The sequence below is a fragment of the Burkholderia sp. BCC0398 genome, assembly GCF_902833245.1.
Classification (GTDB): Bacteria; Pseudomonadota; Gammaproteobacteria; order Burkholderiales; family Burkholderiaceae; genus Burkholderia; species Burkholderia sola.
Genome location: NZ_CADFEM010000010.1, coordinates 150,104 through 164,749, shown reverse-complemented (window position 1 = coordinate 164,749; position 14,646 = coordinate 150,104). Strand labels below are relative to the sequence as shown.

The following is a 14,646-nucleotide window of genomic DNA, read 5'->3' as shown; positions in this document are numbered from 1 at the left end:
CCCACCCGGCGATCAGGACGCCTCGTCCGCCGCCGCCGCCGGATACCGGCCGCTGCCGCCCGCGTCGTCGCCTGCCGCCAGTTGCTCCAGCGCGAGCCCCTTCGTCTCGATCCCGAGCGTCCACACGGCGATGGCCGCCGCGATGAACGACAGCGCGCCAAGCGTGAACACGCCGCCCTGGCCGAACACCGGCAACACCACGCCGACCACGTAAGGCCCGATCAGCGAGCCGATCCGGCCGATCGCCGACGCGAAGCCCGAACCCGTCGCGCGGGCGCCGGTGCCGTACAGCTCGGGCGTGTACGTGTACAGCGCCGCCCACATCCCGAACAGGAAGAACTGCATCGCGAGGCCCGTGACGATCAGCAGCGTCGTGCTGCCGCCGTACAGCGCGCTCTGGCCGTACGCGTACGCCATCGCGCCGCCGCCGATCAGCGACGCGATGCAGGTCGGCTTGCGGCCCCAACGCTCGACGAGCCACGCGGCGCACAGGAAGCCCGGCACGCCGCCGAGCGAGATCAGCACCGTGTAGAACACCGATTTCGTGACTTCGAAGCCGGCCTGCTGCAGCAGCGCGCCGAGCCACGACGTGAGGCCGTAGAAGCCGAGCAGCGCGAAGAACCACAGCAGCCACACCATCACCGTGCGGCGGCGGTACACGCCGCTCCAGATCTCGCGCAGCGCGCCGTGGCCGCGCGCGGCGGCCGGCTCGGCGAGCCGCGACGGCGGCGGCAGCGTCGTGACGCCGGCCGAGCGCATCACCTTCGCCTCGATCGTCTGCATCACCGTGTCGGCTTGCGCGTGCCGGCCCGCATGTTCGAGCCAGCGCGGCGATTCCGGCACGATGCGGCGCACGACCAGCACGAACACGGCCGGAATCGCGAGCAGCGCGAACACGGTGCGCCAGCCGAATTGCGGCAGCACGAAATACGCGACGATGCCGGCCGTGATGAAGCCGAGCGGCCAGAAGCCGTCCATCAGCGCGATCAGGCGGCCGCGCTTCTCGGTCGGCACGAATTCGGACAGCAGCGTCTGCGCGACCGGAAACTCCATCCCCATCCCGATGCCGAGCAGCACGCGGTAGACGATCAGCGCGTCGACGCTCTGCGCGGTCGAGCACAGGTACGACGCGGCGCCCCACAGCACCATGCTCCACTGGAACACGGGCCGGCGGCCGAAGCGGTCGGCGAGCAGGCCGGCCACGGCCGCGCCGAGCACCATCCCGAAGAAGCTCGCGCTCGCGACGAGGCCGGCGGCGGCCGTCGACAGCCCGAACTCCTTGCGGATCGAGCCGAGCACGAACGTCATCGTGCCGAGATCGACCGAGTCGAAGAAGAACGCGATCGCGATGATGAAGAAGATGCGCTTGTGATAGCCGGAGAACGGCAGGCGTTCGAGCCGGGCGGCGGCGGAGGCGGGAGCGGTGGCGGTGGGCATGGCGTCCTCTGAAATGAAAAAGGGGCCGCGCAGCGCATGCTCGACGGCCCCGATGCTTCGTATTCAGTAGACGCGACCACAAACTGCCGCATCGGAGGAAAAGCGCCGCCTGCTTGCCCAAATGCGTCATCGTCGGGCGGCGCGCGCGACGCTCGCCGGCGTCAATTCTTCAGTTTGTAGCCGGTGCGGAACATCCACGCGACGATCGCGAGCAGGATCACGAGGAACAGCGCGGTCGCGGCGAGGCTGATCCACACGTGCACGTCGGCGATCCCGTAGAACGACCAGCGAAAGCCGCTGATCAGGTAGACGATCGGATTGAACAGTGTGACGACGCGCCATGCGGGCGGCAGCATGTCGACCGAGTAGAAGCTGCCGCCGAGGAACGTGAGCGGCGTGATGATCAGCAGCGGCACGAGCTGCAGCTTCTCGAAGCTGTCGGCCCAGATGCCGATCACGAAGCCGAACAGGCTGAACGTGACAGCCGTCAGCACCAGGAACAGCACCATCCAGACCGGATGCAGAATGTGCAGCGGCACGAACAGGCCGGCCGTGGCGAGGATGATCACGCCGAGCAGGATCGACTTCGACGCGGCCGCGCCGACGTACGCGATCACGATCTCCCAATACGACACGGGCGCGGACAGGATCTCGTAGATCGTGCCGGTGAAGCGCGGGAAGTAGATGCCGAACGACGCATTCGAGATGCTCTGCGACAGCAGCGACAGCATCACGAGGCCCGGCACGATGAACGACCCGTAGCCGATGCCGTTCACGTCGCTGATGCGTGAGCCGATCGCGGAGCCGAACACGACGAAATACAGCGACGTCGAGATCACCGGCGCGATGATGCTCTGCATCAGCGTGCGGCGCGTGCGAGCCATTTCTGCGCGGTAGATCGCGCGGATTCCATGCCAGTTCATACGTCAGGCTCCTTGCACGCCGTTGCGGCGGTTGTCGATCAGGCTGACGAAAATGTCCTCGAGCGAACTCTGCGTCGTGTGCAGGTCGCGAAAGCCGATGCCGGCCGAGCCGAGCGCGTTGATCAGCTTCGCGATGCTCGCGTCGTCGCGCTGCGAGTCGTACGTATAGACGAGCGCGGCGCCGTCTTCCGCGCGTTCGAGCCCGAACGGCGCGAGCGCGGGCGGCACGTCCGCGAGCGGCTGCTCGAGCTGCACGGTGAGCTGTTTCTTGCCGAGCTTGCGCATCAGTTCGCGCTTTTCCTCGACGAGCACGAGCTCGCCGCCGAGGATGATGCCGATCCGGTCGGCCATTTCCTCCGCTTCCTCGATGTAGTGCGTGGTCAGCAGGATCGTCACGCCGCTTTCGCGCAGCGAATCGACGAGCTTCCACATGTCGCGGCGCAGCTCGACGTCGACGCCGGCCGTCGGTTCGTCGAGGAACAGGATGCGCGGCTCGTGCGACAGCGCCTTCGCGATCATCACGCGGCGCTTCATGCCACCCGACAGCGTCATCAGCTTGTTGTCGCGCTTGTCCCACAGCGACAGCGCCTTCAGCGTCTTCTCGATGTACGCGGGATCGGGCGCCTTGCCGAACAGGCCGCGGCTGAACGATACGGTGGCCCAGACGGATTCGAACGCGTCGGTGGTCAGCTCCTGCGGCACGAGGCCGATCATTTCGCGGGCCGCGCGGTATTGATCGCGGATGTCGTGGCCGCCGACCGTCACGCGGCCTTCGGTCGGCGTGACGATGCCGCAGATCGAGCCGATCAGCGTCGTCTTGCCGGCGCCGTTCGGCCCGAGCAGCGCGAAGATCTCGCCGGGGCGGATGTCGAGGGTCACGTGCTTCAGCGCCTGGAAGCCGGACGCGTAAGTCTTGGAGAGGTCGGAGACGGAAAGGATCGGTTGCATGCTCACGGATGGCACGGCCGGCCGGCGCGACGGCGGGCGCCGCGCGTGCCCGGCGCCGCCGCCGCTGCGAAGCGGCCGGGACCGGGGACGGCATGGCGAACGGGCGTCATGTCGAACGGCAGGGTAGTGCGGGATCGCGGGACCGCCATATTAGCAATCGGCAGATCGAAATGCATTCTGATGGAAAGGCCGGGTCGTGCCGGTGCCGAATTTGGCTGGATTGCGGTGATATTGCTCAATGATTCGGTGTTTTATTTGAGTGGCGCGAACAATTCCGGTCGTTTTCCGTCAATCGGCCCGCGCTCGCGTGGCCACCCGGCCGGCTGGCCGACTGTGCCGCCCGCCGGCCCTCGCGCCGTACCGGGACGACACGCGTGGCGCTCGCGATAATGCGTTCCTTTCCCGGCGATACGGAGCGGCGCGCATGTCTTTGATCGATTTGAAATCCGTGGCAAACGCGCAGGCCTGCGCATGGCAATCCACGATCGTCGGCGAAGTGGGTCCGGCCCGGATCAAGGTGCTGCGCATGGATGCCCAGCCTTACGAAGCGGAAGTGCACGACTACAACGAGGGGCTGCTGGTGCTCGACGGCACGTTGATGCTCGAGGTCGAAGCGGAAACGGTCGTGGTCGGCGCCGGGCAGATGTATCTCGCGCGCGCCGGCACGCGCCACGCGGTGCTGCCCGGCAGTCACGGCACGCTCGCGATCATCGACGTGTGAGGGTGCGCCGCAGCATGCATGCTGGCCGCGGAAGGCCGGCCGGCTTGGCCCGGCACGGATTCGCAGGGCCGTTCAAACGCGTGTTCCACGCGGCGTTTATTTGTCTGAGCAAATAAAATGAAGGCCGTTTGAAAATCTGTTAAATACCGTATAAACGCTAGGATCGCGCGGCGTCCGTCGTTTGGAACTCTGCATCCATTTACTTGCGGGAATGGTCCGATCATAGTCTCGACACACGACGCATCACGAAAACGAATCAAGCGTACGTATGGAGACCAACATCATGAGACGCCTATCCGCCGGGCCGGCGGGACTGCCGCTTCCCGATTTTTCGCTGAATGCAGGCGCGACGCAGGTCGCATGCCTGCGCCGTCACCTCGCCGTGTAGCGGCAGGCCGTAGCGGCGAGCCGTAGCGGCAAGCCACTTTCCGTTTCGATCGTTCCGACGGCGCCGTGCCGCATGACGGCGCCGCGGGAGCGCGTTTGTCCGCCGCCGCCGCGTGTGCCGCCTATGCCCGACCGGTTCGCGGCGGTCCCGCGTGCAGCGTCATGCGCCGCGCATTCGTGCGGCGGCGCGATACCAACCGGCAGGCCATGCAGCCCGGCCGGACGAGACTTGTCGTACCTGAAAAGGAGGGGTTGATGATTTGCATTCCTGAATGGCGGAAGGCGATCCTGTCGTGCGCGGTGCTGGTGCTGCCGTTCGTCGCCGGTTGCGGCGGCGGCGACGATCCGGGGCCGATCACCGTGCCGCAGTGCTCGGGCAGCGCATGCGGGCCGAGCGGCGCCGAAACGACGCCGCCCGTCGTGACGAAGCTGTGTCCGGACGCGCTCGATTACACGACGACGTATACGGGCGGCGCCGGCAGCGGCGAATACGTGAAGGTGAAGTTCGACACGACGAAGCTGACTTACCAGATGCAATTCATCGACTCGTCGGTGCCGACCTCGGCAGGGCAGATCAACGACACGCGCGCGGGCCTGACGATCAGCGGCGCGTTCCATCATCCGACCAACCTCCCGACGGCCGAGCAGAATCGTTGCGCGTTCGTGCTCGACAGCGGCGCGACGAGCGACGGCGCATATTCGGTGACGATCAATCGCGCCGATCCGCCGATGCTGTTCGTCGGCAACGGCGTGGTCGGCGGCGGCATTCCGGGCGCGACGATCGCGTTCCAGGGCATCGAACTCGCGCCGGGCTTCTTCCTCGGCTCGGTGCCGTCGCGCACGTTCGACTTCTATCCGTTCATCGGCTTTACCGATACCGAAACGGACTTCACGAAGGTGGCCGGCGTGTACAACGAAGTCGGCATTCATCTGTCGCCGACCGGCACCACCTATCAGACCACCACGCCGCAAGGCTGGCAGCCGGACGTCGTGAACTGGAACCAGACGCTCAATGCGGACGGCTCCTGCACGATCACGCAAGGCAGCGACTACTCGTGTCAGACGACCGGTTCGCCGTGGACCTTGCGCAAGAATGCGGACGGTACGCCTGACAACGTATTCGTCAGCCATGCGCAATCGGGGCAGGCCTATCCGTCGGCAGGCCAGGGACAGCCGCTCGTGATCCTCGTACCGAGCCAGGCGCACGGCGTGATGATCGTCGGCAAGCTGAACGGTGCGCTGGTGCCGGTCGTGATCCGCGTTGGGTATGCGTTTGCCGCACCGGGCAATCCGCTGGGCTCGGTGGCCGATGCGGAGGTCGGCATCTCGATGCTCGCGCCCGCCAAAGCCGTCGCGCCCAACGTGCTGAAGGGCGGGTTCATCGGGGCGACGAGCGCATCCGCATGCGGCGTGGTGACCAACAACGGGCCGTCGGGCAGCGCGGCAGGCCAGGGCCCGAGCTTCAATCCGTTCGTTCCGCATCCGGACCTGCCCGGCACGTTCAACACGACTTTCAATTACTTCACGCCGTCTGCCGGCAACTGCAGCGACGGCACCGCCGTGTCGACCATCGCGGCGAACTACACGTCGACGCTGTTCCAGGGCAATACCGCGGCGTTCATCGATCCGCAAACGTCGTCGCCGACCGCGCAGTTCGGGCTCGACTACACGCAGGCATCGCCCGGCAAGGTCAAGGTCACGGCCAACAGCGACTTCAACGCGAAGGGCGCGGCCGGCAACGTGGCGATCTTCAAGAAGGGCGATACGGGGTGGATCGTGACGGCCGGGAATGTCTACGCGATGGTCGTCAACAACAGCCAGGTCAACCCGTTCTTCACGGTCGGCGCGTTCGTCCAGTAACCCGGCATCGAACACGTCACACCGGCGGCGCATGCGCTGCCGCCGGTGAATCGAATTTCAAGAGGATTCCTATGAATTTTAAGCATTGGATGGCCGCGGCATCGGTCGCACCCGTGCTGGCCGCATGCGGCGGCGACGGCGACCCGCCGCCCGCGCCGGTGGTCCGGCTGTGCCCGCAGACGATCGACTACAACACGGTGTTCGTCGGAGGCTCCGGGTCGGGCGAGCTCGTGAAGGTGCAGCTCGACACGACGAAGATGACGTACCGGATGACCTACCTCGCGTCGCCGGTGCCGACCACCGCGGGCACCGTGCAGCCGACGCGCGACACCGCGCCCGCGAACGTGGTCGACGGCACGCTGGCCGACGAAACGGGGCTGCCCACGGTGAAGCTGAACCAGTGCACGTTCCGGATGCAGAACGCGAGCCTCGACCCGAGCCGGCCCGCGCGGCTGTTTCTCGGCGAAGGCGTGCTGGGCGGCGCGATCCCCGGCGCGACGATCCAGTTCGACGGCGTGATCGGCGTCGGCAAGATCCCGAAGACGACGTTCCCGTACTACCCGTTCATCAGCTTCTCGTCGCTCGAAACCGACCTGACGAAGATCGCCGGCACGTACAACCAGCTCGGCTATCACCAGGTGCCTTCGCAGAACTTCCAGCCGGTGGCGCTCGACCAGAAGGTGACGATCAACGCGGACGGCAGCTATACGGAAACCGACAACTTCGGCAAGAAGAACGGCGGGCAGCCGCTGGCGTCGAGCGCGACCGTGAACCAGCCGTTCACGCTGCGCCCGGATGCGCCGGCATTCCAGTCGCTCAACTACCAGCCGCAGATTCCGCCGACGCTCGCGGCGCTCGATCCGGCGAAGGCCGGCAAGGGGATCCTGATCGTCGGCAAGCTGCGCAACCAGCTCGTGCCGATCTTCATCCGCACCGGCGCCGCGAATGCGGACCTCACGCAAGGGGCGCCGAGCGCGGACGACGAATCGGGCATCTCGTTCCTGAGCCCGCAGACGGCGGTCTCCCAGGGCTCGCAGAACGGCGAGTACACGGGCGTCGACAGCGCGTTCAACTACCGCGCGACCGCGCTCGTCGGCGCGCAGGCCACGCTGCTCGATCCGTTCAATGCGTCGCAGGCCGCGCTCACGCGCGCGCTGAACCTCGACTACACGCAGACAGTGCCGGGCGTCGTGACGACCGTGCACGCGGACGCGGCGTCGGGGCCGGCGACCGGCAAGTTCGTGTTCACCGGCGGCGTGTTCGGGTTCCTCGACATGGCCGATACGAGCAATCCGTACTTCACGGTCGGCGCGTTCGTGCAGTGACCGCGTGTGGATGGAGACACGGCGGCGCCGCGCGCGAATGCGCGGCGCCCGACAGAATGAGGGGGAGACTTCATGAAGAAGCTGATTGTCGCGGGTGTCGTCGCAGGCGTGTCGACGCTCGCATCGGCCCAGCAGGCGGGCGACAACGTCGCGACGCTGGGCTGGCTGCACATCATGCCGCAGGATTCGACCAACGGGCTGACGACGAATCTTGCAAGCATGCCGATCAACGGGCCGCTGCGCCTGCCCGGTTCGTTCACGTCGCCGGGCACGAGCCTGACGGTCAACAACGCCGACACGGTCGGCCTCACGCTCACGCACTTCTTCACCGATCACATCGCGGTGACGTCGGTGCTCGGCGTGCCGCCGGAATTCACGCTGACCGGACACGGCGTGATCAGGCCGCCCGGCCCGGCCGGCGCGCTCGGCAACGTCGACATGGACAAGTCGGCGAACCAGCCGGCCGTGAAGAACGCGCGGCAGTGGAGCCCGACGGTCATTCTGCAGTACTACTTCAATTCGCCGACGGCGAAGTTCCGTCCGTTCGTCGGGATCGGCGTGGCCTACAGCTGGTTCAGCAACATCGAACTGAACGGCAACTTCGCGAAGGACATCAACGAGAACCTCGGCAGCGTGCTCGCGGCGGGCGCCGGCAAGCCGGGCGCGACGTCGGTCGAGGGCAAGGCGTCGTCGTCGTTCACGCCGGTCTACAACGTCGGCGCGAGCTATGCGATCGACAAGCACTGGGGGCTCACGGCGACGCTGACGTACATGCCGCTGAAGACCTACTCGTCGCTGGTGATCAAGGCGGCCGACGGTTCGACGCTCGCGACCACGCGCACGCGACTGAAGGCCGACCCGTTGATCACGTTCGTCGGGATTTCCTACAAGTTCTGAGCCGACCGGCGCGCATGACGCGTGCCGGCGGCTTCCTGCGACCGGCTGGCCGGAGGGTTCCGGCCGGAAGATCGCGTTCCTGGCGGCGTGCCGCCATTTGTGAAGAGAGGGGGCAGTTCAAATGAGCATTCGCAAAATCGTATCGCTTGTTGCTGCAGTGGCTTTCACCGCGGTTTCGGCCGCGCCTGCTTTCGCGGTCACCGTTTCGCGCGCGGACGGTCAGCCGATGAACCCGAACGGCGAGCCGTTCTCCGCATCGGGTCTCACGAACCTGAGCAAGGGGTCGATCACGGCGGCCTGTACCGCGACCTTCAACGGCACGATCACGTCGACCGGCATCGTCAACATCACGTCGACGACGTTCACGGGCGGCGCGACGTGCTCGCTGATCAGCGGCAGCGCGAGCAGCACGTCGCCGTGGACCGGGCAGGCCGACAGCACGACGCAGCTGTCAATCAACAACGTGAAGGTGAACGTTACGCTGCTCGGCGCGTGCGGGCCAAGCAAGGTCGTGACGGCGTGGAGCGATGCGAACTCGTCGCTGACGTTCAACAACGCGACGCTGACGCCGGACTGCACGGTGGGCGGCACGGTGCTGACGTCGCCGAAGTTCCACGTGCAGTAAGCGTCGCGCGATCGAAGCGGAACCCGCCGCGCGCGAGGGCCGTGCGGCAAGCGCGGCGGGTTTTCGCGGCTTCGATGCTTCGACGGGGTCGAGCCGTCGCGCGTATCGGCGCGGCGGCCGGTTGACCGCCCGTGTCGCGATCCGGCACGGGCGGCGTGGCAGGGCGGCGTCGCGTACTGCGCCGCCCGATTCGATTGAAACAAAACCAGGTCAATTAGCCAGAACCATCCCGGACGACCCATGCTTACCGATCCAGCAAAGTATGGCGACGCCCGCGGCGCGACGCCCGACCGGCTGCGCACGGCCGCGTGGCTGCAGTACCTGATCGAACATCTCGACGGGGCGGCTTGCGCCGGCGACCCGGTTGTCGTCCCGTCGCACGCGATACATGTGGGCGCTGGCGCGAGCCTGTCCCGCGAAGCGAGGGCCGTGCTTCACCGGCTGGTCCCGTGGATCGCGACGGACGGCAGCGGTTGCGCGTGCGATCCGGCCGATTCGCCCGGCGCATGCTCGCACGTGCCTTCCGCGCAGCAACTCGCGCAAGCCGAACGTTGCTGTCCGGGCTCGCGTGCCGTATTCGACACCGCGCACGGCGTGATCGATGCGTGCGCATTCGATGATCCCGAACTCGGCTGGGCCGCGCTCGAACGGATTGCCGGCGGCGTCGAACGCAGCGGCGACGACGCGGGCGCATGCATCGCGAACGAACACGACGGGCCGCGCGAGACGCCGCCTGCGAAGAACCTGAGAGAAAATCCGACGGCGGTCGCGACAACGGACACGGAAACGCCGGCCCGTCCCGGCGCCGTGATCGACGCGATCGTGCTGCGCGCCTGTGGCCCGCGCGACGACGCCGCGCGTATCGACGAGATGGCTGCGCTCGCGACGTTCTCCGCGGAGCTTGCGGCTGGCCACGGCGTTTCCGTTCAGGCGTACGGCGGTCAGCACAATCTCGTCGCGCGCGCGATCCGCGCGCATCGCGCCGATCTCGCATCGACGGACGGGCTGCTTGCCGCGCTCGCCGTGTGTCGGCTCGATCGGCTCGTCGGTGCGGGCAGCTTCTGGGCCTATTACCTGTTGGCGGGCATCGCGATCGCCGCACCGGATACGGTGCGGGAAATCGGCCGCAGGTTTCATGGCGACATCTGGCAGACGTGTGTCGACCACGTGCTCGCGTGGCCGGCGGTCAGCCGCTTCGGGCCGACGGAGGATGCCGCGTTCGAGCGCCTGCGTGACGCGATGAGCCTGACGTCGCGCTGGAACCCGATCGTCCGCGCCAAGCGGATGCGGACGCGGAGCGTGTCGGCCGCCCGGCCGCGCAGCGCAAACGAGCCGGCCCAATGAAACGCGGCTCGCGGCGAGAACGCCGCGAGCCGCAGGAGTGGTATCGCGGCGCCCGGTGCGGGCGGCCGCCTTCGTCAGACCGTCTCGGGCTGCCGCACGGCCTTCGCGACGTTGCGCGCCGGTGCGCCGTTCGCGACGAAGTACGGCACGTCGACACGCGCGAGCGGCGTGCGGCCGCGGATCTTGTCGGCGATCTTCTCGGCGATCATGATCGTCGGCGCGTTCAGGTTGCCGGTCGTGATGATCGGCATGATCGACGCATCGACGACACGCAGCCCGTCGAGCCCGTGCACGCGGCCTTCCTCGTCGACCACCGCCATGTCGTCGTAACCCATCTTGCACGAGCACGACGGATGGAACGCGGTTTCCGCGCGGGCGCGCACGAACGCGTCGAGTTCCTTGTCGCTCTTGCAATCGGCGCCCGGATTCAGCTCGCGGCCGCGATAGCGGTCGAGCGCCGGCTGCCGCATGATCTCGCGCGTCGCGCGGATCGCATCGCGGAACTCGCGCCAGTCGAGCGCTTCGGCCATGTAGTTGAACAGGATGCTCGGATGGTCGTTCGGGTCGCGCGAGCGCAGCTTCACGCGGCCGCGGCTCGGCGAGCGCATCGAGCCGACATGCGCCTGGAAGCCGTGCATCTCGATCGCGTTCGAGCCGTTGTAGTTGATCGCCACCGGCAGGAAGTGATACTGGATGTTCGGCCAGAGGTCGTCGTCGCGCGTGCGGATGAAGCCGCCCGCTTCGAAGTGGTTGCTCGCGCCGAGGCCCGTGCCGTTCAGCATCCATTCGAGGCCGATCTTCGGCTGGTTCCACCACTTGAGCGCCGGGTACAGCGACACCGGCTCCTTGCACTCGTACTGGATGTACATCTCCAGGTGGTCCTGCAGGTTCTGGCCGACGCCGGGCAGGTCTAGCACGACCGGAATGTCGAGTGCCTTCAGCCATGCGCCGGGGCCGACGCCCGAGCGCTGCAGCAGTTGCGGCGACGCGATCGCGCCGCTGCACACGAGCACTTCGCGGCGCGCATGCGCGGTCGCGCGCTCGCTGCCGCGCAGGTACGTGACGCCCGACGCGCGCTTGCCGTCGAACAGGATGCGATCGGCGAGCGCGTGCGTGACGATCTCGAGGTTCGGCCGCACCTTCGCCTGATCCAGATAGCCGCGCGCGGTGCTCGCACGGCGGCCCTTCGGCGTGACGGTGCGATCCATCGGGCCGAAGCCTTCCTGCTGATAGCCGTTCAGGTCGTCGGTGCGCGGATAGCCGGCCTGCACGCCCGCGTCGACCATCGCCTCGAACAGCGGGTTCGCGCCCGGCTTGCTGGTCGTGACCGACACGGGGCCGCTGCCGCCGTGATAGTCGTTCGGGCCGACGTCGCGCGTCTCGGCTTTCTTGAAGTACGGCAGGCAGTCGAGATACGTCCAGTTCTCGAGGCCCTTGTGCGTCGACCAGTTGTCGTAGTCGAGCGCGTTGCCGCGGATGTAGCACATCCCGTTGATCAGCGACGAGCCGCCGAGCCCCTTGCCGCGCCCGCACTCCATCCGGCGGTTGTCCATGTGCGGCTCGGGATCGGTTTCGTACGCCCAGTTGTAGCGGCGGCCCTGCAGCGGATAGGCGAGGGCGGCCGGCATCTGCGTGCGGAAGTCGAAGCGGTAGTCGGGACCGCCCGCTTCGAGCAGCAGCACCGTGACGTCCGGATCTTCCGTCAGGCGCGTTGCGAGCACGTTGCCCGCGGAACCCGCGCCGCAGATGATGTAATCGTATTCGCGTGTCGTCATGACGGATCTCCTTGTCTTAGAACACCGGGTTGTAGCGGCCGAGCTCGACCTGCACCGACTTGATTCGAGTGTAGTGCTCGAGCGTCGTGATGCCGTTCTCGCGCCCGACACCGGATTGCTTGTATCCGCCAACCGGCATTTCGGCCGGCGATTCGCCCCACGTGTTGATCCAGCAGATGCCGGCTTCGAGGCGATGGATCGTGCGGTGCGCGCGCGACAGGTTCTCGGTCACGACGCCGGCCGCGAGCCCGTAGTGCGTGTCGTTCGCACGCGCGATCACTTCGTCCTCCGATTCGAAATCGAGGATGCTCATCACCGGCCCGAAGATTTCCTCGCGCACGATCTTCATGTCGTCGCGGCAGTCGCCGAACACGGTCGGCGCGACGTACTGGCCGTTCGCGAAGTGGCCGTCGGTCAGGCGCGTGCCGCCCGCGAGCAGCTTCGCGCCTTCGGCCTTGCCGCTCTCGATGAAGCCGAGCACCTTGTCGAGTTGCGCGGCGGAGACGAGCGGACCGAAGTTGGTGTCGGCATCGGTCGGCTTGCCGACGCGGATGCGCTTCACGCGTTCGAGCACCTTCTGCGTGAACATGTCCTTGATCGAGCGGTGCACGAACACGCGCGTGCCGTTCGTGCAGACCTGGCCCGAGCTGAAGAAGTTGGCGGTGACCGCGATGTCGGCCGCGCGATCGAGATCCGCATCGTCGAACACGATCAGCGGCGACTTGCCGCCGAGTTCCATCGTCACTTCCTTCAGCGACGATGCGCCGGCGAGCGACATCACCTTCTTGCCGGTTTCGACGCCGCCGGTGAACGACACCTTCGCGATGTCCGGATGGCCGGTGAGCAGCGCGCCGACCGAGCCGTCGCCCTGCACGACGTTGAACACGCCGGCCGGCACGCCGGCTTCCGTATAGATTTCCGCGAGCTTGAGCGCGGTCAGCGGCGTGACTTCGCTCGGCTTGAACACCATCGCGTTGCCGGCCGCGAGCGCGGGCGCGGTCTTCCAGCACGCGATCTGGATCGGGTAGTTCCACGCGCCGATGCCCGCGCACACGCCGAGCGGCTCGCGGCGCGTGTAGACGAACGACTCGGCACGCAGCGGCACCTGCAGCCCTTCGATCGCAGTCGCGAGGCCCGCGTAGTACTCGATCACGTCCGCGCCGGTGACGATGTCGACCGCGAGCGTCTCGCCGATCGGCTTGCCGGTGTCGCGCGTTTCGATCGCTGCGAGTTCGTCGTTGCGCTCGCGCAGCAGGTCGACCGCGCGGCGCAGGATGCGCGAGCGCTGCATCGCGGTCATCGCGGCCCATTCGCGCTGGCCTTCCTGCGCGGACGCAACGGCGCGGTCGACGTCGGCCGCGCTCGCCTGCTGCACCTGCGCAAGCAGTTCGCCGGTGGCCGGATCGAAGGTGTCGAAAGTCTTGCCGCTGGTGGCATCGACGTAACCGCCGCCGATGTAGAGGCGCTGCAAACCGTATACGGACATGAGGATCTCCTTGAGGGCGACTGCGTCGCGCGTCAGTCGGACGCGAGCAGCAGGTCGATGTAATCGTGGGCGAGCTTCAAAGCAGCTCGGGTGTCGATCGGGCCGCCGGCGAGTGCGCCGCGCAGCCACAGGCCGTCGATCAGCGCGGCGAGGCCGCTGGCGGCTTCGCGCGCCTTCGCGAGCGGCAACGCCTTCGCGAATTCGGCGCACAGGTTCGAATGCAGGCGCCGCGTGTTCACGTGCTGCAGGCGCTTGAGCATCGGGTCGTGCATGCTCTGCGACCAGAACGCGAGCCACGTCTTCATCACGGGCGCGCTCACCTGCGTGACGTCGAAGTTCGCGGCGACGACCGCGCGCAACCGCGAACGCGGGTCTTTTCGTGCGGCGACGCGGCGGCGCGTGGTGGCCGACCACAGGTCGCGCAGTACGTGCCGCATCGTCGCTTCGAGCAGGCCGTCCTTGTCGCCGAAGTAATGGCTGACGATGCCCGTCGAGATGTTCGCGCGTTGCGCGACCGACGCGAGCGTCGTGCCGGGCAGGCCCGCTTCGTCGATCGAGCGCAGCGTGGCGTCGATCAACTGCGCGCGGCGTATTTCCCGCATTCCGACTTTCGGCATCGCGACTCCCTTCGCCCGGGCGGGCCGTCCATGGAAGTCGACAGCTTAGCGGTTTTTTATTGATCGTTCAATCAACAAAAAATCGGGGCCGAACGGCGGGCGGCGTTCCAAACGGGAAGGATCGTCGCCGCCGGAGCCATGTGCAGGTGCGGAAAAACGAGTTGAAAGAAGGTTAATTAAGTTTGAATCTGTTTAAAACGATTCGTGAAAACATGATGCAATTCGGAGGACCGTTTCCATGCTCGATTTCATTACAAATGGAAAGAATGTCGAAATCTGAAAAATAATTCACGATATGAAA

At 66.8% G+C, this 14,646-nt stretch carries 12 protein-coding genes; 6 read left to right on the top strand and 6 right to left on the bottom strand.

All coding sequences use genetic code 11. From position 1 onward, the window contains the following. Positions 1–12: 12 nt before the first annotated feature. From HWX76_RS22490 to HWX76_RS22480, 3 genes are all read right to left on the bottom strand, one after another. Positions 13–1,437, bottom strand: coding sequence for an MFS transporter (locus HWX76_RS22490; protein ID WP_176016353.1), 1,425 nt, complete (start codon positions 1,435–1,437; stop codon positions 13–15). A 161-nt stretch (positions 1,438–1,598) separates the two neighbouring features. After that, a complete protein-coding gene (locus tag HWX76_RS22485) occupies positions 1,599–2,360 on the bottom strand; it encodes an ABC transporter permease (RefSeq protein ID WP_050012272.1) in 762 nt (253 codons plus the stop codon). Between the two features lie 3 nt (positions 2,361–2,363). Continuing rightward, positions 2,364–3,308 carry an ABC transporter ATP-binding protein gene (locus HWX76_RS22480; protein ID WP_050012273.1) on the bottom strand — a complete coding sequence of 315 codons (945 nt, stop codon included), beginning with the start codon at positions 3,306–3,308 and terminating at the stop codon, positions 2,364–2,366. Positions 3,309–3,732: 424 nt separating this feature from the next. On the opposite strand from HWX76_RS22480, the gene HWX76_RS22475 reads away from it, so the two are divergent. The 6 genes from HWX76_RS22475 (at position 3,733) to HWX76_RS22450 (ending at position 10,467) form a co-directional block, all read left to right on the top strand. Then, positions 3,733–4,029: a cupin domain-containing protein gene (locus HWX76_RS22475; protein WP_050012274.1), complete on the top strand. Its 297-nt coding sequence runs from the start codon at positions 3,733–3,735 to the stop codon at positions 4,027–4,029. A 642-nt stretch (positions 4,030–4,671) separates the two neighbouring features. Continuing rightward, positions 4,672–6,276: a DUF2957 domain-containing protein gene (locus HWX76_RS22470; protein ID WP_050012275.1), complete on the top strand. Its 1,605-nt coding sequence runs from the start codon at positions 4,672–4,674 to the stop codon at positions 6,274–6,276. A 71-nt stretch (positions 6,277–6,347) separates the two neighbouring features. Continuing rightward, positions 6,348–7,601, top strand: a complete 1,254-nt coding sequence (locus tag HWX76_RS22465; protein WP_124555524.1) for a DUF2957 domain-containing protein — start codon at positions 6,348–6,350, stop codon at positions 7,599–7,601. A gap of 72 nt (positions 7,602–7,673) precedes the next feature. Next, positions 7,674–8,498 carry an OmpW family outer membrane protein gene (locus HWX76_RS22460; RefSeq protein WP_050012277.1) on the top strand — a complete coding sequence of 275 codons (825 nt, stop codon included), beginning with the start codon at positions 7,674–7,676 and terminating at the stop codon, positions 8,496–8,498. A 121-nt stretch (positions 8,499–8,619) separates the two neighbouring features. Beyond that, complete coding sequence (locus tag HWX76_RS22455; RefSeq protein ID WP_050012278.1) at positions 8,620–9,123, top strand: hypothetical protein; 504 nt, start codon at positions 8,620–8,622, stop codon at positions 9,121–9,123. 240 nt (positions 9,124–9,363) lie between these two features. Then, the gene (locus tag HWX76_RS22450) at positions 9,364–10,467 is read left to right on the top strand and encodes a hypothetical protein (RefSeq protein ID WP_050012279.1); all 1,104 of its coding nucleotides are present in this window, start codon (positions 9,364–9,366) and stop codon (positions 10,465–10,467) included. Between the two features lie 74 nt (positions 10,468–10,541). Here the strand turns inward: HWX76_RS22450 and betA are convergent, their stop codons facing one another. The 3 genes from betA to betI are packed head-to-tail and all read right to left on the bottom strand — an operon-like array spanning position 10,542 to position 14,345. Beyond that, entirely contained in the window at positions 10,542–12,242 is a 1,701-nt protein-coding gene (betA, locus tag HWX76_RS22445) for a choline dehydrogenase (RefSeq protein ID WP_050012280.1), read from the bottom strand. Between the two features lie 16 nt (positions 12,243–12,258). Continuing rightward, on the bottom strand, positions 12,259–13,728 hold the full coding sequence (betB, locus tag HWX76_RS22440; RefSeq protein WP_050012281.1) for a betaine-aldehyde dehydrogenase: 1,470 nt from the start codon (positions 13,726–13,728) through the stop codon (positions 12,259–12,261). A 32-nt stretch (positions 13,729–13,760) separates the two neighbouring features. Continuing rightward, on the bottom strand, positions 13,761–14,345 hold the full coding sequence (gene betI, locus HWX76_RS22435) for a transcriptional regulator BetI (RefSeq protein WP_050012282.1): 585 nt from the start codon (positions 14,343–14,345) through the stop codon (positions 13,761–13,763). Between the last annotated feature and the right edge of the window lie 301 nt (positions 14,346–14,646).